This window comes from Bradyrhizobium sp. CCGUVB4N (assembly GCF_024199945.1).
In the GTDB taxonomy this organism is placed as follows: domain Bacteria; phylum Pseudomonadota; class Alphaproteobacteria; order Rhizobiales; family Xanthobacteraceae; genus Bradyrhizobium.
In genome coordinates this window covers 5,287,575-5,308,381 of the sequence record NZ_JANADP010000001.1, presented here as the reverse complement: position 1 = coordinate 5,308,381, position 20,807 = coordinate 5,287,575, and the positions used below count along the sequence as shown (strand labels likewise).

The window sequence follows — 20,807 nt, the reverse complement described above, 5'->3', positions numbered from 1 at the left end:
TGGCCCGACGGACGATCTACGCCAGCCCACCATCCACCCGGAAACACTGGCACGTGATGCGCCGGCTCGCGTCGGAGGCGAGGTAGAGCGCCATGTCGGCGATGTCTTCGGGCGTTACCGCATCGGGAATGGCCTGGCGCGTGCGCATCTCGGTGATGACCTTCTCGTCCGGATACCACAGCCTCCGCTGCCGCTCGGTGATCACCATGCCCGGCGCAATCGCGTTGACGCGGATGCGGTCGGCGCCGAACTTGCGGCCGAGTGAATTGGTGAAGCCGACGATGGCCGCCTTGGCCGCGGCGTAGACCGGCAGCCCCGGCGCGCCGCGCATCCAGGCGACCGACGACATGTTGATGATCGAGCCGCCGCCGCGCGCCTGCATCTGCGGCACCACAGCTTGCGCAGCGAAGAAGACGTGCTTGAAATTGACCCCGATCGTCCAGTCGAACTGGGCCGGCGTCACATCAGCCAGCACCTGGCGCTGATCGTTCGCGGCATTGTTGAGGAGGACTGCGGCATTGCCAAGCGACCCCTGCACCTTCGCCAGCGCGGCGCGCAGGGCGTCGATATCCAGGAGATCGCAGGGCACGAACAGCGGTGCCGTGCCGGAGGTCTTGGCCACCTCCTGCGCGAGCGCTTCGCCCGCCTGCGTGTCGAGGTCGAGGAAGGCGACGCGCGCGCCCTGAGCGGCGAACGCGCGCGTAAAGGCGGCACCGATGCCGCTGGCGCCTCCGGTGATCACCACCACGCGATCGGCGAGGTCGGCATAGGTCGTCTGGGTCATGCGATCAGTCGCTCCGTCTCAGGGTCGAACAGGCAAATGCGGCGGGTATCGAGGGCGAAAGAGGCGGTCCCGCCCGGCGTCGGGCGGATGTCCGGCGAGATGCGCGCCTGCGCGGCCTCACCGCCAAGCCGCAGCAGGACAATGGTCTCCGCGCCGGTGGGCTCGACCAGCTCGACAGGCGCGGTGACGATGACCGGCGCGCCCGTGGCGCCAGAGAACACGCGATCGCCCTCGGCGATGCATTCCGGCCGGATTCCAATCACCACCTCGCGGCCGACATAGGAGGTCGCTGCGTCGTAGTCCTGGAGGCGGAGACGGACCTCGTCCGGTCGGCCTGCGCCGATCACCGCCACAGGACCGCTGCTGTCTGCCTCGAGCCGGGCCGGCATCGTGTTCATCGGCGGCGAGCCCATGAAGCGGGCGACGAACAGATTGGCCGGATAGCGGTACACCGTGTCGGGGTCGGCGAATTGCTGCACAACGCCGCGATGCATCACGGCAATGCGCGTTGCCATGGTCATCGCCTCGATCTGGTCGTGGGTGACGTAGATGATGGTGGCGCCGATGCGCTGGTGCAGACGCTTGATCTCCATGCGCATCTCGACGCGCAGCTTGGCATCGAGGTTGGAGAGCGGCTCGTCGAACAGGAACAGCAGGGGATCGCGCACCAGCGCGCGACCCATCGCGACGCGTTGACGCTGGCCGCCCGACAGTTGCGACGGTTTGCGGCCGAGCAGCGGCTCGATCTGAAGCAGCCTGGCCACGTTCGCCAGGGCCTTCTCCTGCTCCGCCTTGGCGACGTGCCGGCACTCCATGCCGAAGGTGATGTTCTGGCGCACCGTCATCGACGGATAGAGCGCGTAGGACTGGAACACCATGGCGATGTCGCGGTCCTTGGGCGGGACGTCGTTGACGACGCGCCCGCCGATCTCGATCGTGCCGTCACTGGCGCGATCGAGTCCGGCGATGATGTTGAGAAGCGTGGACTTGCCGCAGCCTGAGGGGCCGACCAGTACCGTGAATTCGCCGCTCTCGATGTCGAGGTTGATGCCTTGCAGCACCTCAAGATTGGCGTAGCGCTTCGACAGGGCTCGAATGCTCAGTGCTGCCATGACCCATCCATCATTTCACGGCCCCGGCAGTGAGACCGCGTACGAAATACCTGCCGCCGAGGAGGTAGACCAACAAAGTGGGGAGCGCTGCGATGATCACCGCCGCGCTCTGCACGCCGTGCTTCGGGATATCCGCGACCGCGGCCGACAATGCGATCAGAGCGGCCGTGACAGGCTGCTGCTGGCCGGTCGTGAATGTCACGCCGTAGAGGAACTCGTTCCAGATATGGGTGAACTGCCAGATCACGGTGACGATCAGGATCGGAGGCGAGAGCGGCAGAATGATGCGCCAGAAGATCCGAAAGAAACCGGCGCCATCAATGCGCGCGGCACGGATCAATTCATGCGGAATGGCGACATAGTAGTTCCGGCAGAACAGCACGGTGAAGGAGAGCCCCTGGATCGTGTGAATCAGCACGAGGCCCGTCAGCGAGTTGATGAGACCGATGTCGCGTAGCACGATGGTCCAGGGGAGCAGGCGCATCTGCTGCGGCAGGAAGAGGCCGAGCGTGACGATACCGTAGATCCAATTGTCGCCGCGAAAACGCCAGAGCGACACCGCGTAACCGGCGACAGCGCCGAGCAGGGTGGAGAGGATTGTCGCGGGGATCGTGACGAGCGCGGAGTTCAGCATATACGGCCGGATGCCGTTGCAGGTCTCGGCGACGCAGAAGCCGCTCCAGGCGATGGCGTAATTGCTCCAGGCCAGATGTTGCGGCCAACCGATCATCGAGCCCTGCGCGATCTCCTCGTTGGTGCGCAGCGAGTTGAGGATGACGACAACCAGCGGCGCGAGCCAGGCGGCCGCGAGCAACGACACCACGAGATAGATCAGAGCGCGGCCCGGCGCGAAGCTTTGGTCACGCATGAGTGGACTGCCGTCGTTGGACATAACGCCATGCCGCATAAGGCAACAGCACCGCGAGAAGGATGAGCAACATCAGAACCGCCGCCGCGGCGCCGCGGCCTAGCTGGCTGCGCTGGAACATCAGATCGTAGACGACGAGTGCCGGCAGCTGGGTCGCAATTCCCGGGCCGCCGTTGGTCAATGCGCGGACGAGGTCGAAAGCCGAGATCGCAAATTGCAGCTGGATCACGATCACGGTGACGGTGATCGGCCAGAGCGTCGGCAGGATGACGCGCCAATAAGTTCGGATCGGCCCCGCGCCGTCGATCTGCGCGGCCCTGATGATGTCGGCATCGACCGAGCGAAGGCCGGCCAGGAAGAGGGCCATGGCGAAGCCGGAGGATTGCCAGACCGCAGCGATGACGATGGTCCAGATCGCCATGTCGCGGTTGACCAGCCAGTCGAAATGGAAGGCGCTCCAGCCGAGGTCATGGACGAGCTTCTCGATCCCGATGCCGGGATTGAGCAACCAGCTCCAGACCGTGCCGGTAACGACGAACGAGACCGCCAGCGGGTAGAGGAAAATGGACCGCAGCACGTTCTCGGCGCGAATACGCTGATCGAGCAGGATCGCAAGCAGGAGGCCGGTGAACAGGCTGAGAACCACGAAGGCGATGCCGAACAGCAGCAGATTGTCGAAGGCAACCTGCCAGTTTCGTGACGCCAGGACCGCGGTGTAGTTGCGCAGGCCCACCCAGCCGGAGACCGGAATGAGGGTGGATGGCGTGAACGAAATCCAGATCGTCCAGATCGAAAACGAAATGAGGTGCGCTGCTGATAACAGCAGCGGCACCCAGATCATCAGAAATTCGGGCAGCCGGCGCACCATCTCAGAGGTCGCCGACCGGCCCGGTTGCACTGCTTTCGAGACGGCGTTGGTCAACGCGCGCTCTCGACGGCCTCGGCGAGGCGGGACACGCCTTCTTCTGGTTTGATCGTCTTGTTCTTCACATATTCGGTGATGACGTCGATCATTGCGGCGGTGAGGCCGTTTTCCTGCGCCATGTTGTGCGCAACGCTCAGGACGGCCTGATTGCTGGCAACAGCGTCTTTCAGAGCTGCCGCGGTACGCCGTTGACCCTCCGACCAGCCTTCGCCGGACAGATCGACATCGGTGCGCACCGGGATCGATCCCGTGATCTGCGAGTACATGGTCTGGATCGCCGGATCCATCACGAGCTGCGCCATCAGCATCTGGCCGGCCTGCAGATCGGCCTCCTTGCGCTGCCAGAAAATGAAGGCATCGGCATTCAACAGGAACACCGGCTTGCTGTTGTCGCTGGGGCCGGGGGTGATGATGAAGTCGTCGAGCTTGAAGCCGGCGTTTTTCAACACGCCTTGCGCCCAGCCGCCCATGATCAACATGCCCATGTCGCCGTCGATGAAACGCTTCGCATTGGTGGCAAAGGGTTGGGCGCCGATATTGGGGTCACACCACTCGGAGATCTTGCGTGTCTGTGCGAAGGCAGCCTTGATCTCCGGGCCTTCCAGCGCCTTCTTGTCGAGATTCATGATCGCGGCGCGGTATGCCGTCGGGCTGATGCCGGCGAACGATGCCTCGAACTTTTGCCCGTCATCGGGACGGGTGCCGCCGTTGGCGATGGGATAGGCCATTCCGGCCGTCTTCATCTTCTCGGCAAGCGCATTGAAGTCAGCCCAGGTGACGGGGACCTTGTCAGCCTTGGCCTTGTCCATTCCGCGCTTGGAGAGGAACAGCATGTTTGTGGCGTAGATCTGCAGCGGCAAGGCAATCCACTTGCCGCCCGGCTTGTGCAATTTGGCGAGGTCCGGCGCGACGACCTTCTCGTAGCCGGCAGCGGCGACCACGGCGTCGAGGTCAACGGTCGGAGCGATCTTCGACCACGCCGCAATCTCCGGTCCCTTGAGTTGCGAACAGGCCGGCGGATCGCCGGCGATGATCTGCGCGCGCAGCTTGTTCATCATTTCGGTGGTGAAGCCGGGCACGGGCGAGTGCTGCCAGACGCCGCCTTTCTCCTCGAACTTCTTGCCGAGCGCGGTGATCGCAGCGCCGTCGCTGCCTGCGGACCATTGCGAGATTGCGGTCAGGCGCGGCTTGACCGCGCCTTGTGCGCGGGCAAAGGCCGGCAGCGCGAGCGTGGCAGCAGATCCAGCGAGCAGACGACGCCTTGTTGTTGTGATCGGCATGGCAAGTTCCTCCCGGTTTGAAGTTCTTTGCGCTGTTTTGCGCTGTTCTTGACGCTTTCTTGGCGTGCGTGAGCCGCACGCGGCTTAGGTCATGTCAGGCGGCCTCCGTCGATGCGGCCGGCATGCCGCCGCTTCTCGCCAGGCAGAGCGCGGCGAAGGCCAATGCAGCCTGTGGATCATTGCCGGTCGACGGCGGAACGAAAGCGAGCGACACCTGCGCCAATTTCCGGCCGCCGAGCAAGCAGGCATCGATCCCCTCAATCACGGCTCTTCGCTCCTCCTCGGCGAGCAGCGATGGCCAACCGCTGACGACAACGCCGCGGCATGGCTTGACGTTCAATGTGTTGCCGATGGCGAGGCCAAGCCTGAACAGGCGCTGGCGCAGTTCCTGCCGCACCCGCGACGTGAGGGGCATCGTGGTCACCCATTCACTGCCGAGCCGGACCAATTCCGCTTCGGTGACGCGCAGAAGCTCGGCCAGCGCCGGCAGCGACGTATAGGCTTCGACGCAGCCGTGATGTCCGCAGCGGCAGCGTGGGCCGTCAGCGCCGAAGACCATGTGGCCGAGCTCGACCGGATCGAGCGCGTCGTCCTCGATCGGATCATCCAGCCAGGCGCCGGCGACGCCCTGGCCGACGAAGACGAACAGATGCGCATCGCTGAACGGATAATCTTCCGTGCGGCAACGATGAAACGTGGCGTGCGCCACCACCGAATTGGTGAAGGTGACCGGCACGCCCGCGAACAATTCGCCGAACATGTTGCCGATACGTCCGACGTCGCAGGGAATGATCGGATTGCCAAATTCGCTGAGCCGACCGAGGCCCGGAACGGTGACGCCGACCTGTGCGAGCCTGATGCGGCGCCGGCGCGTCCAGTCGCGCAGCAATACCAGCGCTTCGTGAAACACGCGGCCGACGGATTCGACGGTCGGCTTCTTCGGCAGCGGCACACGCTCGGTGTAATGCAATTCGCCCGACAGGCCGCCAACGCCGACGCTGAGCCACTGGCCGGTCAGCTCGAGACCTCCAAGCGCCACCGTGCGGTCGAGCGACACCAGGCCCGTCGGGCCGCCGACATAAGGGGCAGGGCGCCGCACTTCCTCGATCAGGGCTTCGGTTTTCAGGTCGAACAGGATGCGCGACAGGCTCGCTTCGGACAGGCGCACGGCTTTTGCCAGCGGCGGCCGGAACGAGCCGCCGGACTGAAGCAGATGGGTCAAAATGGCAGCGCGCGTCTGCCGCCGACTTCTCGGCTGCTCCGGCATTTCCATCCCTGTCGTCATTCTTACTTAGTGTAAGAATTTGCGCGCGGAGTGTTTCCGCTGTCAAGCGCTCGTCGGTGTGATGTGTGGACTTGTTGTTGTGCGGGGCAACAAGATCAGGATGCGGGCTTGGGCCGCGTGCCTTCCGACCATTCCGGCAATTCGTCCTTCGGGTCGTACCAGTCGGACGCGTCCGATCGCCAGATGTGGACTCCGGGCCGTTCCGCAATCGGGGTGTCCAAGCAGCCCATCCGTAGCAGCACCGTGTCTCGGCCTTCGCGCGAGGCCACGATGTGCGAGCCGCAACGCGAACAGAAATAGCGAGTCTTGCCGGGTGAGGATTCGAAGCCGCGCAGCAACCCCTCGCCGTTCGTCCAGCGAAAACGATCGCGCGGAACGTTGGTGACGGTGGAGAAGGCCGAGCCGTGCGTTTTGCGGCAGGTCCGGCAATGGCAGTGGACGATGGAGCCCGGGGCCGCGTCGACTTCGTAGGCAACGCCTCCGCAAAGGCAGCTTCCGTTGAGCATCGGCATTCTCCAAATTTGTCGGGCGGGCACGTTGCGCTGCTCACCCTACAATATCTCGGGCGAAACGAGAGCGGGCGTCATCGCTGCAAGAGGGGAGCGGCAAGATCACGCATGCGCAACTCGTCTAGCCCTTCGGCTCTTTTGTTCCGCCCGGAACTTCCTAGCTGCTGTTGGCCTGAAACAGAGGAGTCAGCAGGTTTATGTTAAGGAATGTTAAGCTCGCGTCCGTTGCTCTTGTCATGATTGCGGGTGCCGCCACCGGCGCGCAGGCCAAGGGCCAGAATTGTCCTGTCGTGAACGAGGGACAGATCGAGGCGCTGTTTGCGACGTTCAATGGCGCATGGGCGACAAAGGATCCTGCAAAGGTCACCGCCCTTTTCACGAAGCATCCTGTCTTGCTCGCGACCGTCTCGAACACGCCGAGGACGACGCGGGACGAGGTCAACGACTACTTCGTGAAGTTTCTCAAGAGCAGCCCGGTCGGCCGCATCGATACGTCCACGGTCGAGATCGATTGCCGCACGGCAAGCCGCGTCGGGACGTGGACCGTGTCGCTGACGGACCCGGCCAGCGGGAGCAAGTCGGACGTCAAGGCGCGCTACTCATTCATCTATCGCTATGAAGACGGTGCGTGGAAGATCGACCATCTCCATTCGTCCATGATGCCCGAGAAGTAGTCCGCAAACAAAAACGGCGCCATCGTGGGATGGCGCCGTTCCGTTGGACATTTCCGTCCGACTTACTTGCGATCCTTGATCGCGACGTAGTCGCGGCGGGTGACGCCGGTGTAGAGCTGGCGCGGACGGCCGATCTTCTGCTGCGGATCCTCGATCATCTCGCTCCACTGGCTGATCCAGCCGACGGTGCGGGCGACTGCGAACAGCACGGTGAACATCGAGACCGGGAAGCCCATCGCCTTCAGCGTGATGCCCGAATAGAAGTCGACGTTCGGGTACAGCTTGCGGTCGATGAAGTACGGGTCGCTGAGCGCGATCTTCTCGAGCTCGAGCGCCACCTTCAGCATCGGATCGTCGCCATGGCCGGTCTCCTTGAGAACGGCGTGACACATCTTCTGCATGATCTTGGCGCGCGGATCGTAGTTCTTGTAGACGCGGTGACCGAAGCCCATCAGGCGGACTTCCGAGTTCTTGTCCTTCACCTTGGCGATGAACTCGGGGATCTTGTCGACAGTGCCGATCTCGGCGAGCATCGCAAGCGCCGCTTCGTTGGCGCCGCCATGCGCCGGGCCCCAGAGGCAGGCGATGCCGGCGGCGATGCAGGCGAACGGGTTGGCGCCGGAGGAGCCGGCGATACGCACCGTCGAGGTCGAGGCGTTCTGCTCGTGGTCGGCGTGCAGGATGAAGATCTTGTCCAGCGCGTCAGCGAGCACCGGGTTGATCTTGTACTCCTCGCACGGCACGGCGAAGCACATGTTGAGGAAGTTCTCGGCGAAGGAGAGCGAGTTCTTCGGATACACGAAGGGCTGGCCGACCGTGTACTTGTAGGCCATCGCCGCCAGCGTCGGGATCTTCGCGATCATGCGCATGGAAGCGATCATGCGCTGCTTTGGATCGTTGATGTCCGTCGAGTCGTGATAGAATGCGGCGAGCGCGCCGACCGAAGCGACCATGACGGCCATCGGATGGGCGTCGCGGCGGAAGCCCTGGAAGAAGCGGGCCATCTGCTCGTGCACCATCGTGTGATGGATCACGCGGTCGTCGAAATCCTTCTTCTGCGCGGCGGTCGGCAGGTTCCCGTAGAGCAGCAGATAGCAGGTCTCGAGGAAGTCGCCGTTCTCGGCGAGCTGCTCGATCGGGTAGCCGCGGTATTCCAGCACGCCCGCGTCACCGTCGATATAGGTGATCTTGGACTGGCAGCTCGCGGTCGAGGTGAAGCCGGGATCGTAGGTGAACAGGCCGGACTGGCCGTACAGCTTGCCGATATCGATGACATCAGGTCCGACGCTGCCGCTGTGAATCGGAAGATCGTAGTTCTTGTTTCCGACCGTCAGCGTGGCGGTCTTGTTGGTTTCTTTTGCGTCCATCAGAGGTCCCCGATGTATGGTGAAACGGGCCGGAGCCGGAGGCCCCCAAGGGAGAAGATGGGGCAGGCCGGATGTTCCAGAAGGTACGGTCAGATGGGTATATTATTGCTGTGTGCGCTGCAAGATCATGGCAGCCATGGTCTGCCCATGGCCTACTTACGTCTTAGTCTAGTCCTTGGACTGATCCTGGAGCCGGGCGAGGCTTTCCTCGCGCCCCAGCACGTCCAAAACCTCAAATATGCCAGGCGACGTGGTCCGACCGGTCAGCGCCGCGCGCAAGGGCTGGGCGACCGCGCCGAGCTTGAGACTATTTTCCTCCGCAAAAGCGCGTAGCGCGGCCTCCGTGGTGGCGCCGCTCCAGGTCTCGACATTCTCCAGCGCGGAATGAAGCTGGCCGATCAGCTTGCGGTTCTCGGTCGTCAGCAGGGCTGCCGCCTTCGGATCGAGCTGCAGCGGGCGGTCGGCGAAGATGAAATAGGCGCCGTCGATCAGTTCGATCAGCGTCTTGGCGCGCTCCTTCAGGGCCGGCATGGCCTTGAGCAGCTGGCCGCGCGTGGTGTCGTTTAACTTCGCCTTAATCTCGTCGCGGGCGGGCACGACGTGGTCGAGCACGTCCTCGAACAGCTTCACGAGTGATTGATCGTCGGCGTGGCGGATGTAATGGCCGTTGAGGTTCTCCAGCTTGGCGAAGTCGAAGCGGGCGGCGGCGCGGCCGACATTGGCGAGATCGAACGCGGCGATCATCTCCTCGGTCGAGAAGATCTCCTGGTCGCCATGGCTCCAGCCGAGGCGGACGAGGTAGTTGCGGAGCGCGGCCGGGAGGTAACCCATGGCGCGGTAGGCGTCGACGCCGAGCGCGCCGTGGCGCTTGGACAGTTTTGAGCCGTCCGGACCGTGGATCAGGGGGATGTGGGACATGTTCGGCAGCGCCCAGCCCATCGCATCGTAGATCTGCTTCTGGCGGGCGGCGTTGATCAGATGGTCGTCGCCACGGATGACGTGGGTGACGCCCATATCGTGGTCATCCACGACCACAGCGAGCATGTAGGTCGGATTGCCATCGCCGCGCAGCAGGACGAGGTCGTCGAGGTTCTCGTTCTGCCAGACCACGCGGCCCTGGACCTGGTCCTCGATCACGGTCTCGCCGGTCTGCGGCGCGCGCAGGCGGATGGTCGGCTTGACGTCGGAGGGGGCGGTCGCCGGATCGCGATCGCGCCATAGGCCGTCATAGAGGCGGGTTCGGCCCTCCGCGCGCGCCTTCTCGCGCATCGCGGTGAGCTCCGCGGCGGTGGCGTAGCAGCGGTAGGCCTTGCCGTCGGCCAGCAGCTGCTCGGCGACCTCGCGGTGACGGGCGGCGCGGCTAAACTGGTAGATGACGTCACCATCCCAGCCGAGCTCCAGCCATTTCAGCCCGTCCAGAATCGCTCCGATCGCAGCCTCGGTGGAGCGCTCCCGGTCGGTGTCCTCGATCCGGAGCAGCATCTTGCCGCCGTGCTTCTTCGCAAAGAGCCAGTTGAACAGCGCCGTGCGGGCCCCCCCGATATGGAGGAAGCCGGTCGGCGAGGGAGCGAAGCGGGTGACGACGGAATCGGTCATTCTTGGCAGGGCCTATGCATTGGAGGCGGTGGTATATAACAGGACCGGAGCATAACTAAAGCCCGGCAGCGACCGCTCAAGGGCTCGCTTAACCCCTTGGCTCAGCCAAGCGAATTTGGCAGAAGAGCCGCTGATTTCCCTACAGGATTTTCGTAATGACAGAACCGGTGGCGACTGAGGTTGGGCGCGATTTCATTCGTGACATCATCCAGGCCGACCTCGATCAGGCCAAGTACAAGGAGATCGTCACCCGGTTCCCGCCGGAGCCGAACGGCTACCTGCACATTGGCCACGCCAAGTCGATTGCACTGAATTTCGGCATCGCCCAGGAGTTTCCGGGCCGCTGCCATCTGCGCTTCGACGACACCAATCCGGTCAAGGAAGAGCAGGAATATATCGACTCCATTCAGGCCGACGTGCGTTGGCTCGGCTACGACTGGGGCAAGAACCTGTTCTACGCCTCGGACTATTTCGATCGCCTGTACGAATGGGCGGAGAAGTTGATCCATGACGGGCTCGCCTATGTCGACGACCAGTCCCAGGAGGACATCCGCCTCTCGCGCGGCACGCTGACCGAGCCGGGCAAGAACTCGCCGTTCCGCGACCGGAGCGTCGACGAGAATCTCGACCTGTTCCGGCGCATGAAGGCCGGCGAATTCCCGAACGGTGCGCGCGTGCTGCGGGCCAAGATCGACATGTCCGCGGGCAACATCAACCTGCGTGATCCCGTGCTGTACCGGATCCTGCATGCGCACCATCCGCGCACCGGCACCACGTGGAGCATCTATCCGAGCTACGACTATGCCCACGGCCAGTCGGATGCGATCGAGGGCATCACGCATTCGATCTGCACGCTGGAGTTCGAGGACCACCGGCCGCTCTATGACTGGTTCATCGAGAAGCTGCCGGTGCCGTCCAAGCCGCACCAGTACGAAATGGCGCGCCTCAACATCACCTACACGCTGCTGTCCAAGCGCGTGCTGACCCAGCTCGTCCGCGACGGCCACGTCGCCGGCTGGGATGATCCACGCATGCCGACCATGGCGGGCATGCGCCGCCGCGGCGTGCCGCCGGCCGCCCTGCGCGAATTCATCAAGCGCATCGGCGTCGCCAAGGCCAACAGCGTGGTCGATGTCGGCATGCTGGAGTTCTGCATCCGCGAGGAGCTGAACCGCACCTCGCAGCGGCGCATGGGCGTGCTGCGGCCGCTCAAGGTGGTGATCGAGAACTATCCGGAAGGGCAGAGCGAGGAGCTCGAGGCCATCAATCACCCGGACGATCCGTCGGCGGGGACGCGGAAGATCACGTTCGGTCGTGAGCTCTATATCGAGCAGGACGACTTCATGGAGAACCCGCCGAAGAAGTTCTTCCGCCTGTCGCCGGGCAACGAGGTGCGGCTGCGCTACGCCTATTTCATCAAGTGCACCGGCGTGATCAAGAATGACAAGGGTGACGTGGTGGAGCTGCGCTGCACCTACGATCCCGCCACCAAGGGCGGCAACGCGCCCGACGGTCGCAAGGTCAAGGCGACCATGCACTGGCTGCCGGCGGCGACGTCCGTGCCTGCGGAGATCCGCATCTACAACCAGCTGTTCGCCAATCCGAGCCCGGATGCCTCGAACTTCGCGGCCGATCTCAACCCGCAGTCGCTGGAGATCCTGGCCGACGCGCGGATCGAGGCATCGGTTGCCGAGAGCAATTCCACCGAGCCGATGCAGTTCGAGCGCCAGGGCTATTTCGTGCGCGACAAGGACTCGACGCCCGGCAAGCCGGTGTTTTCACGCACCATCGGCCTGCGCGACACCTTCGCGAAGGAAGTCGCCAAAGGCTGAAGCGACAAGGGCTGGGGGGACGACAAATGACCAGTGAGGCCGACACCATCGTTTCCGCCATCATCGCGAAATGGTGTGCCGGCTTCGCGGCTCTCGATGCGGCTGCGCTGTCATCGCTGTACTCCAGCAACGCGTTCTTCTTCGGCTCCAACCCAACACTCTATCGGGGCAGGGACGGCGTCGCCGACTATTTCAACGGCCTGCCGCGCTGGCGCAAGCCGAGCGCGGCTTTTTCCGAGGTTCTGGCGTCATATGCTGGGCCGGACCTGATCAACATGGGGGCAACCATCACGTTTGACCTCGCCGGCGAGCGGGCCGATCTCGTCGTCAAGATGAGCTGGGTCATCATCCCTGAGGATGGCGACTGGAAGATTGTCAATCACCATGCTTCGGCCAAGGCGCCGCTGATCTGACAGGCGCATTGCCACACGGCATCGTCATTCCTGCGAAGCAACGAACGTGCTCCCGGTGCGTTGTGTGGGTCCAAACAAGGATCCCAGCATGCAGAACATCGCAGAGCATATGGAAGTCATTGGTGCCGACGGCGTCCATGTCGGCACGGTCGACAAGGTCGAAGGCAACCGCATCAAGCTGACCAAGAAGGACAGCGGCGAGGGCAGCCACAAGGGCCATCACCATTTCATCGACAAGGGTCTGGTCGCCGGTGTCGAGGGCAACAAGGTCCGGCTCTCGGCCAAGGCGGATGTCGCCGTGACGATGGAAGAGGAAAAGTAGGGCTGCGGCCCTTTCGTTCCTGATTTGTGCCGCTATTCGCGCGACTGCACGTTCCGGTAGCCTCTGCGCCTGTCGCGTATCGCAGGGGTTGCCAAGGAATGGCGGAGCCGGGCCGGCCACAGCGTGCCTCGCAGGGTATTGCCGGGGCCCCGATTGCCGGGACTTGGCCGACGACCGGCCGGACCGCGTCGGCCGGCGGCTTTGCGCCGACAGGCTTTGGCGTTTGGCCTGCGGCAGTCGGGCGGCTGCGCGAATGGGCAAAGGCCGAAGCCGGCGCCGGGCGACTGTTTCCCTGGGTGCCCATCGCCTTCGGCTGCGGCATCGCGCTCTACTTCGCCGCCGATCATGAGCCGGTGCTGTGGATCGGTGTCACGACGGCGGTGGCGCTTGCGCTCGGTGCCGTCCTGTTGCGGCGAAGCCGGTGGTTTGCGCCCGCGATCATGATCGCGGCGGTCGCGGCCGGCTTTGCGATGGCGACGTGGAAGACGGCGCGCATCGCGCACACGGTGCTCGCAAGGCCGCTTTATTCGGTGTCGCTGTCAGGCTTCGTCGAGACCCGCGACATCCGCGAACGGACCGACCGTTTCGTGCTGCGCGTCACCGCGATGGAGGCGCAGCGCAGCGACGTGAAGCTCGATCGCGTCCGTCTCTCCGTGCGCAAGGGGACGGCCCCCGATGTCGGCAGCTTCGTGCAGCTGAAGGCGCGGCTGATGCCGCCGCTGTCGCCATTGCGGCCGGGCAGCTACGATTTCTCGCGCGACATGTTCTTCCAGGGCATCGGCGCCTCCGGTTTCGTGATGGGAGTGATCGCGTCCGTGACGCCGCCCGATGCCGGCGGCCTGCGGTTGCGCTATGCGGCGGTCATGCAAGGCCTGCGCGATGCGATCGATGCGCGCATCCGCGCCACGCTCGATGGCGACAACCGCGCGATCGCGACTGCGCTTTTGACCGGGCGCCGCGATGCGATCACCACGCCCGTCAACGACGCGATGTTCATCTCCGGCCTCGGCCATGTTCTGTCGATCTCCGGCTACCACATGGCCGTGGTCGCGGGCGTCGTCTTCTTCGCGGTTCGCGCGCTGCTGGCGCTGATCCCCGGGCTGGCGGTGGGCTTCCCCATCAAGAAATGGTCGGCGGCCGCGGCGCTGGTCGCATCCGCGTTCTATCTGCTGCTCTCGGGCGCGGAGGTCGCGACCCAAAGGTCGTTCTTCATGACCGCCGTGGTGCTGATCGCTGTCATGGTCGATCGCCGCGCCATCACGTTCCGCACGCTGGCGGTGGCAGCACTGATCGTGCTTGCGGTCGCGCCTGAGGCGCTGGTGCATCCAAACTTCCAGATGTCCTTCGCGGCAACGCTTGGGCTGGTCGCGCTGGTGCAGATCGGCATGCCGAACCTGTTTGCCTCGCCCGATCATTCGACGACCGCGCGCATCGCGCTATGGGGCGGCCGCGAGATCGCGATGCTGTTCATGGCCTCGATGATCGCGGGGCTTGCGACCACGCCCTATGCCGCCTTCCATTTCCACCGCGTCACGCCCTACGGCGTGCTCGCCAATCTCGGTGCGATGCCGGTGGTGTCGGCGCTGGTGATGCCGGCGGGGCTATTGGGATTGCTCGCGGCTCCATTCGGGCTCGACGGCGTGTTCTGGTGGCTGATGGGAATCGGGATCGACTGGATGGTGGCCGTGTCGCGCTGGGTCGCCGCATTGCCCGGCGCGATCGGTCACATCGCCGCCTTCGGCACCGCGCCGCTGATCGCCGCGAGCTTCGGCCTGATCCTGATGGGCCTGCTACGCACGCCGCTGCGCTGGTCGGGCGCGTTCGTGCTCGCCGCGGCAACCATCTGGGGTCTGTCGGTCCGGCAACCCGACATCCTCATCGCCGGTGACGGGCAGAACGTCGCCGTGCGGGGCAGGGACGGCCAGTTGCATCTGATGCGGACCAACAAGGACAACTTCCTCCTGAAGGAATGGTTGGCCGCGGACGCCGACCCGCGCGATGCCGCCAGCGCCTCGCTCGGTGACGGCGTGTCGTGCGACGAGTCCGGCTGTGTGACGCCACTCGCCGACGGCCGCATGGTTGCGCAGGCGCTGCGCATCGACGCGCTGGCTGATGATTGCAGTCGCGCCGCGCTGGTCGTGACGGCAAGGCCGGCGCCGCCGGATTGCGCCGCGATGGTGGTCGATCGACCGCGTCTCGCGCGCCAGGGCGCACTGGCGCTGACGCAGCGTGGCGACGGTTTTGCGGTTCAGGGCGTGAGGGCGAGGGGCGCGGATCGTCCCTGGTCACCCGCGACCCCCGGTGCGGACGATTTCGACGGAAGCCTTGCGCCGAAGACGGCCGCGCCGCGCAGCAAGGACGCAACGCCGTCGGAGGCCGATCAGCAGGCCGAGGATTGAGCTGGCTGGCTAGAGATACCAGGCCAGCATCGCTTCGAGCCTGCCGTTGCCGATCACCGGCAGGACCACCATCCGGCTCAGCCCGGCTGCGCGAGCCCCCACGGCGGCGATCGAGCCGTCATGCGCGAGATCGTCGTTGAGCGCGGGCATGCCGGTGGCCCAGGCCCCGCCGATACTGCCTTCGCCCCTGGCGATCGATCTCTGCGCATAGAGCGCGGCGAGGTCGGTCTGCGCGCTGCAATCGCCGGCGCGAAACACCAGCACTGATCGGGCTTCGTTCGGGACCCAGATCTCGAAGCGGCGCGCAATGGGCGTCGCCTGCGCGGAGAGGAACGTCAGCACCCAGGTCTGGTCGGTGCCGGTGCGGTAGGGCACGCCGACGCCGAGATTGATCCCGACCTTGGCGGCGTCCTCCCAACGCAGGAAACTCTTGGCGTCGTGCAGATCCCTGATGATCAACGGCAGACCCGCTTTCCAGGTGCGTCCGGGCAGGCCGAAGCCGCGCGAAAATCTGGTGTGACGGGAGTTGAACTCGAACATGTCGGCGCTGCCGTAGTAGCCGTCGACGAGCGCGATCTCGTGCGAGAGCTCGGCATCGTTGTGCCAGAGCTCGATCGCGCCGACATGGGCCTCGTCGTCGCCGCAGAACAGCACCATGACGGCTTGCAGGAATTCGCCGGCAAACACCGGCACGGCGACTCCGCAGGTCAGGCCGGCTTCGAGAGCCTGGTCGGTCCGCTTGAAATAGGAGTTGGCGAACTTTGTGAGGATCACGGGATGGCCGCTCGCCCAGGCCTTGCCGGGAAGGCCCTCGTCATATCCGAAGCGCAAATCCTCGCTGCCGGCCTTGAACGCGGACAGGCCTTCACTGTAGAGGCCGCCGCCGAATTCCAGCCGCGTCCGCGTTGGATCAGGCACCCAGAGTTCAACGACGCGAATGAAGGTTTTCATCGAGCCTGTCCGCTGCCTCAAGCTGCAAACAGCATCGGCCATTTGCTTGCGGAGCGGACGTTCAAAATTCAGGCAAGGCAGCGCAAACTTCGTGCGACTTGCTGGCGCTATGGGCTCATGATTTCCACAGACGCAAACCAATCCATCTCGCCGGCCGCGGCCGGCGATGGACATCTCGATCCTGGCCCCGACCTGCCGGCCGGGGATGGCGTCGTCAGCCGATCGGCAGGCGGGTGATGGTCGGCGGCCTGTCGGCGCTGATCTGCGGCTTGTGCTCGCGCTCGCCGAGCGGCTGGGTCACGGGCAGTTGCAGGACGGTTGCGCGCTGGCCTTCGACCAACTGCGTCACCAGCACATATTTGCCGTCGGGGAATTCGATCGCGTCGTGATGACGATCGGGAATGTGCGGATCGACCTTGCCGAACTTGCCGACGCGCGAATTGACGGTGCGGGTCCAGATCCAGCGATTGTCGTAGCGGACGTTGTCGGCGAAGGCGAGCTCCGTTCCCGGAAGCAGGCAGACCGCGACGGACATGTCGGCTTCGGAGGCGAAGCCGCGCGTCGAGGTGCCGCGGAAGGTTGTCGTGACGATCGTCTCGCCCACTTCTGCGGGGCGCGTCGCGACAGCGTGCAGGCTGTAGTCACACATCGGGGTGCTCCTCAATCGGGATAGAGCACCCGCGCCTCCGCTGAGGCGCAGGCCCCTATCAGAGTGGAAGGCCGCGATCTTATGCTTGTTTGTGGGCAAATCTGCGGCTCGCATCCGCAGAGCGCGATCACATTATCTTTTTCAAATGCGCGAGGAACAAAGCCTGCTCTCGTGCATTCGAACAGCGCGTTGCCTCAGCGGCCTGCGGGCGCCGACCAACCGGAGTATGGCCAGGCCGGTTGTGATGGCCGCTCGATCGCGTTGCGGGCATCGCCGAATTGCGCGCTCGTCGCTTGCGGTGCCTTGCGGGCACGGTGCTGCTGCTGTGCGGCGAAAGCCTGAGACGCTGATGCTGCAATCAGCGCCATCGTGACGGTGCTCAAAACGATCTTGCGCATGGTGATCTCCTCGGTCTCTCAAAGGCCTGCGAAGCGATGCGTGCTTCGTTGCGGCGTGCCGGGGATGTAGCGCTGGAGAGGGGGCCGGATAATCTGTGCAAAACCAGAAAGACTATCCAGCCGGAGCGGACAATCGTCCGCTCCAATCGTTGATTGCGGTCGTCGATTGCGACGCGCTCAGTACTTCCGGTACAGCCCGATCAGCTTGCCCTGGATCTTGACCCGGTTGGGCGGCAGGATACGGACCTCATAGGCCGCATTCGCCGGCTCGAGCGCAATCGAGGCGCCGCGGCGGCGGAAACGCTTGAGCGTTGCTTCCTCGTCGTCGATCAGGGCGACCACGATGTCGCCGGTGTCGGCGCTCTCGTTGCGCTGGATCAGCGCCATGTCGCCGTCGAGAATGCCGGCCTCCACCATGGAGTCGCCGCGGACCTCGAGCGCGTAGTGCTCGCCCGAGCCGAGCATGTCGGGCGGGACGCTGATGGTGTGGCTGCGGGTTTGCAAAGCCTCGATCGGCGTACCGGCCGCGATCCGGCCCATCACGGGCACCGCCACGGGCCGCTCGCCCTCGTCGGCGGGCGGGCTCGACGTCGTACGCACCTTGCCGAGATTGCCCTCGATGACGCTCGGCGTGAAGCCGCGGCGGCTGCCGGCGGCGGCCTGGAGTTCAGGCAGCTTGATCACCTCGATGGCGCGGGCGCGGTTGGGCAGGCGGCGGATGAAGCCGCGCTCCTCGAGCGCAGTGATCAGGCGATGGATGCCTGATTTCGAGCGCAGATCGAGCGCGTCCTTCATCTCGTCGAAGGAGGGCGGCACGCCGCTTTCCTTCAGGCGCTCGCTGATGAACCGCAGGAGCTCGTACTGTTTGCGCGTTAACATCTCGACCAAAATCCCCCGGTTGATGTCGTTCGATTCCGAGACGCTGAATTCAGCGATAAGCCGCTACATGCTCGAAACAAATCATGAACGGACACTATATGTTCGATACATGTTCCGCAACTGCTTAATTTACCGTGAACGCGGCAAAGTTCGCGGAACGGTTGCGAACGATGCGCTCAGGCGGGCAGTCGCAGCACCTCGCAAGGCGCGCCCGCTTCGGCCTTCGGCGCGAACGGCGCACGCACGAGAAGTGCCTGTGCCGCAGCGAGATTTGCAAGCAGCGAGGAGTCCTGGTGGTTGACGGGAAGCGCGACGAGCGTGCCGTCATCGCGCAGATCGAGGCGCGCGCGCAGGTAATCCTCGCGCTGATCATTAGCGGCGACGTCGCGGCCGAGCACGGCGCGTTCGCGGCGGTGATGAACCATCGAACGGCCGGACAACGCGCGAATCAGCGGTACCATGAACAGGAAGCCGCACACGTAGGATGACACGGGATTGCCGGGCAGGCCGATCACGCGCATCGCCCCGAGCTGTCCGTTCATCATCGGTTTGCCCGGCCGCATCGCGATCTTCCAGAACGCCATCGAGGTGCCTTCGTCCTTCAGCGCCTGCTGCACCAGATCGTGGTCGCCGACCGAGGCGCCGCCGGTCGTGATCAGGATGTCGGCACCGGAGTCGCGCGCGCGCCGGATGCCGGCCGTGGTGGCGGCAAGCGTGTCGGCCGCAATGCCGAGGTCGATGGTGTCGGCACCCTCGCTGCGGGCGAGCGCATGCAGGGCGTAGCCGTTGGAATAGACGATCTGGCCATGGCCCGGCGTGCTGCCCGGCATCACCAGCTCGTCGCCGGTCGCGAGAATCGCGACCTTCGGGCGGCGGCGGACGGCCAATTGCGGGTGGTTCATGCCGGCGGCGAGCGCGAGGTCGCGCTCGGTGAGCCTGGCGCCCTTGCGCAGGAGCACGTCGCCCTCGGAGAAGTCGATGCCGGCCGGGCGGATGTGGCGTCCGGTGAGGGCTGCCTCCTTGATCGCGATGTGCTTGCCGTCAGCGACAGTGTCTTCCTGGATCACGACCGCATCTGCGCCGTCGGGAACGACGCCACCGGTGAAGATCCGCACGGCTTCACCGGCGCCGACCGTTCCTGCAAACGGACGGCCGGCAGCGACCTCGCCAACGACGGTGAGCGTCGTGTCAATCTTCGCCGCATCGGCTGCGCGGACGGCATAGCCATCCATCGCCGACATCGCCTGGGGCGGCTGCGTCCGCCGCGCCGCGACGTCGCGTGCGAGCACGCGATGAAAGGCCGCCTCGAGCGCGACCGTCTCTTCAGGCAGTGGCTCCGCACCGGCGAGCACCGCGGCGAGCGCGTCAGAAACCGGCATCAGGGCCACGGTGAAAAACTCCAGCTACGCCCGTTCGGGCAAATCAGCGGCGAGAGTTCTAGCCGAGTGCAGGCACGGAGGCAAAACGACGGTCGCGCAGGATGATTGATCCTGCATCACCCGCGCGGCGATGGAGTGGGAGCATCAGGTCCGCCGGGGCATGGTCCGGAAGGCGAGATAGACGGGCAGGAGGATAGCCATGGCAAGCACGAGGATGATGGAAGCCACGGCCAGCTCAGGTCCCCTCCGGACTGACGTCGGGCGCTTGAGGCCCTTGATCCCTGTCGGGCATCGGATCGGCCTGGGCCTTCAGATCAGCCGCCTTGCTCATCAGTTTGGCGGAAAGCTCGGAATCAGAGGTGGTCCTGGCGAATTTGACCAGCAGGGAGGCCTGCTTGGTGAGGTAGGTTTTGCCCAACACGATGATACGTCCGTTCGTAGAATTCCCAACCGACTCTAGAGTCCGGAAGGGGGCATTCCGTTCCCGGAACTTCGTATAAAAATGCACAGAGCCGTTTGGTTCCTCCTCCGGGTGAAATTGCCCCGGAAACGGCGGTCAGATCCCCAGCGCCTTCAGTGCAATGCCGACGTCGCGGGGCGAGGTGACATGCACGGCCTTCAGCCCGCGGGCGCGGGCGCCTTCGACGTTCGCGGCGAGGTCATCGAAGAACACGATCCGGTTGGCGGGCACCCCCATCGCGGTGACGACGTGGTCGAAGGCTTCCGCATCAGGTTTGCGCAGGCCGATGTTGGAGGAGAGATACAGCGCGCGGAAATGACCAAGCAGATCGGCATACTCTTTCGAGAAATGGTCGACATGCGGGCGGTTGGTGTTGGAGAAGGCGTAGAGCGGCATCTGCTTCGCCGCGCGCGGCAGCAATTCCGCGATGTCGGGCATCTCGCCGGCGAAGATCGCGTTCCATCCTTCCAGGAATTGCGCATCTGAAATGCCGATGCCGAGCGAGGAGCGCAGTGACTGGAAATAGTCCTCGTCGCTGATCCTGCCGACCTCGTGCAGCCGGTAGGCCTCGCTGTCGCGCTCATAGCGCGTCACGATGGCTTCGGGCTCGAGGCCTGCATGTCCCGCCCAGCAGGCGATCGCCTTGGAGAAATCGATGTCGAGCACGACGCGCCCGAGATCGAACAGAAGCGCGTCCGCGCTGCCGGGTGCGAGCGATATCATTC

At 64.6% G+C, this 20,807-nt stretch carries 21 protein-coding genes; 5 read left to right on the top strand and 16 right to left on the bottom strand.

The features are described 5' to 3' along the window. Nucleotides 1–16: 16 nt before the first annotated feature. The 7 genes from NLM31_RS24430 to NLM31_RS24400 form a co-directional block, all read right to left on the bottom strand. Entirely contained in the window at nucleotides 17–784 is a 768-nt protein-coding gene (locus NLM31_RS24430; RefSeq protein ID WP_254193937.1) for an SDR family NAD(P)-dependent oxidoreductase, read from the bottom strand. Next, nucleotides 781–1,896 carry an ABC transporter ATP-binding protein gene (locus tag NLM31_RS24425; RefSeq protein WP_254193936.1) on the bottom strand — a complete coding sequence of 372 codons (1,116 nt, stop codon included), beginning with the start codon at nucleotides 1,894–1,896 and terminating at the stop codon, nucleotides 781–783. The genes NLM31_RS24430 and NLM31_RS24425 overlap by 4 nt, the downstream gene beginning before the upstream one ends. A gap of 10 nt (nucleotides 1,897–1,906) precedes the next feature. Further along, nucleotides 1,907–2,764 (bottom strand): carbohydrate ABC transporter permease, encoded by an 858-nt coding sequence (locus tag NLM31_RS24420; RefSeq protein WP_254131797.1) that lies wholly within the window; start codon nucleotides 2,762–2,764, stop codon nucleotides 1,907–1,909. After that, a complete protein-coding gene (locus tag NLM31_RS24415; RefSeq protein WP_254193935.1) occupies nucleotides 2,757–3,686 on the bottom strand; it encodes a carbohydrate ABC transporter permease in 930 nt (309 codons plus the stop codon). The genes NLM31_RS24420 and NLM31_RS24415 overlap by 8 nt, the downstream gene beginning before the upstream one ends. Further along, nucleotides 3,683–4,969, bottom strand: a complete 1,287-nt coding sequence (locus tag NLM31_RS24410) for an ABC transporter substrate-binding protein (protein WP_254193934.1) — start codon at nucleotides 4,967–4,969, stop codon at nucleotides 3,683–3,685. Before NLM31_RS24410 ends, NLM31_RS24415 begins: the two co-directional genes overlap by 4 nt. Before the next feature lie 94 nt (nucleotides 4,970–5,063). Continuing rightward, entirely contained in the window at nucleotides 5,064–6,242 is a 1,179-nt protein-coding gene (locus NLM31_RS24405) for an ROK family protein (protein ID WP_254193933.1), read from the bottom strand. A 107-nt stretch (nucleotides 6,243–6,349) separates the two neighbouring features. Beyond that, the gene (locus tag NLM31_RS24400; protein ID WP_254193932.1) at nucleotides 6,350–6,760 is read right to left on the bottom strand and encodes a GFA family protein; all 411 of its coding nucleotides are present in this window, start codon (nucleotides 6,758–6,760) and stop codon (nucleotides 6,350–6,352) included. Between the two features lie 200 nt (nucleotides 6,761–6,960). Between NLM31_RS24400 and NLM31_RS24395 the strand changes: the two genes are divergently transcribed. Beyond that, entirely contained in the window at nucleotides 6,961–7,437 is a 477-nt protein-coding gene (locus NLM31_RS24395; protein ID WP_254193931.1) for an SgcJ/EcaC family oxidoreductase, read from the top strand. A gap of 62 nt (nucleotides 7,438–7,499) precedes the next feature. On the opposite strand, the gene gltA is transcribed toward NLM31_RS24395, so the two are convergent. Both gltA and gltX read right to left on the bottom strand, forming a co-directional pair. Next, a complete protein-coding gene (gene gltA, locus NLM31_RS24390; RefSeq protein WP_254131792.1) occupies nucleotides 7,500–8,804 on the bottom strand; it encodes a citrate synthase in 1,305 nt (434 codons plus the stop codon). 168 nt (nucleotides 8,805–8,972) lie between these two features. Further along, complete coding sequence (gltX, locus tag NLM31_RS24385; protein WP_254193930.1) at nucleotides 8,973–10,400, bottom strand: glutamate--tRNA ligase; 1,428 nt, start codon at nucleotides 10,398–10,400, stop codon at nucleotides 8,973–8,975. A 155-nt stretch (nucleotides 10,401–10,555) separates the two neighbouring features. Here gltX and NLM31_RS24380 point away from each other — a divergent pair, with 155 nt between their 5' ends. The 4 genes from NLM31_RS24380 (at nucleotide 10,556) to NLM31_RS24365 (ending at nucleotide 15,366) form a co-directional block, all read left to right on the top strand. Then, complete coding sequence (locus tag NLM31_RS24380; protein ID WP_254193929.1) at nucleotides 10,556–12,232, top strand: glutamine--tRNA ligase/YqeY domain fusion protein; 1,677 nt, start codon at nucleotides 10,556–10,558, stop codon at nucleotides 12,230–12,232. 26 nt (nucleotides 12,233–12,258) lie between these two features. Beyond that, the gene (locus NLM31_RS24375) at nucleotides 12,259–12,645 is read left to right on the top strand and encodes a nuclear transport factor 2 family protein (RefSeq protein ID WP_254131789.1); all 387 of its coding nucleotides are present in this window, start codon (nucleotides 12,259–12,261) and stop codon (nucleotides 12,643–12,645) included. Nucleotides 12,646–12,733: 88 nt separating this feature from the next. Further along, nucleotides 12,734–12,967, top strand: coding sequence for a DUF2171 domain-containing protein (locus tag NLM31_RS24370; protein WP_015685840.1), 234 nt, complete (start codon nucleotides 12,734–12,736; stop codon nucleotides 12,965–12,967). A gap of 98 nt (nucleotides 12,968–13,065) precedes the next feature. Beyond that, entirely contained in the window at nucleotides 13,066–15,366 is a 2,301-nt protein-coding gene (locus NLM31_RS24365; protein WP_254193928.1) for a ComEC/Rec2 family competence protein, read from the top strand. Between the two features lie 9 nt (nucleotides 15,367–15,375). On the opposite strand, the gene NLM31_RS24360 is transcribed toward NLM31_RS24365, so the two are convergent. The 7 genes from NLM31_RS24360 to NLM31_RS24330 form a co-directional block, all read right to left on the bottom strand. Next, the gene (locus NLM31_RS24360) at nucleotides 15,376–16,317 is read right to left on the bottom strand and encodes a GAF domain-containing protein (protein WP_254131771.1); all 942 of its coding nucleotides are present in this window, start codon (nucleotides 16,315–16,317) and stop codon (nucleotides 15,376–15,378) included. Nucleotides 16,318–16,531: 214 nt separating this feature from the next. Beyond that, nucleotides 16,532–16,966, bottom strand: coding sequence for a hypothetical protein (locus tag NLM31_RS24355; protein WP_254131770.1), 435 nt, complete (start codon nucleotides 16,964–16,966; stop codon nucleotides 16,532–16,534). Between the two features lie 194 nt (nucleotides 16,967–17,160). Further along, nucleotides 17,161–17,364, bottom strand: coding sequence for a hypothetical protein (locus NLM31_RS24350; protein ID WP_254193927.1), 204 nt, complete (start codon nucleotides 17,362–17,364; stop codon nucleotides 17,161–17,163). A gap of 177 nt (nucleotides 17,365–17,541) precedes the next feature. Continuing rightward, entirely contained in the window at nucleotides 17,542–18,243 is a 702-nt protein-coding gene (lexA, locus tag NLM31_RS24345) for a transcriptional repressor LexA (protein ID WP_014494969.1), read from the bottom strand. A gap of 176 nt (nucleotides 18,244–18,419) precedes the next feature. Continuing rightward, nucleotides 18,420–19,631 carry a gephyrin-like molybdotransferase Glp gene (gene glp, locus NLM31_RS24340; protein WP_254193926.1) on the bottom strand — a complete coding sequence of 404 codons (1,212 nt, stop codon included), beginning with the start codon at nucleotides 19,629–19,631 and terminating at the stop codon, nucleotides 18,420–18,422. 226 nt (nucleotides 19,632–19,857) lie between these two features. Then, on the bottom strand, nucleotides 19,858–20,043 hold the full coding sequence (locus tag NLM31_RS24335) for a hypothetical protein (RefSeq protein WP_254131767.1): 186 nt from the start codon (nucleotides 20,041–20,043) through the stop codon (nucleotides 19,858–19,860). Nucleotides 20,044–20,178: 135 nt separating this feature from the next. Beyond that, complete coding sequence (locus NLM31_RS24330; protein WP_254193925.1) at nucleotides 20,179–20,805, bottom strand: HAD family phosphatase; 627 nt, start codon at nucleotides 20,803–20,805, stop codon at nucleotides 20,179–20,181. Nucleotides 20,806–20,807 lie beyond the last annotated feature (2 nt).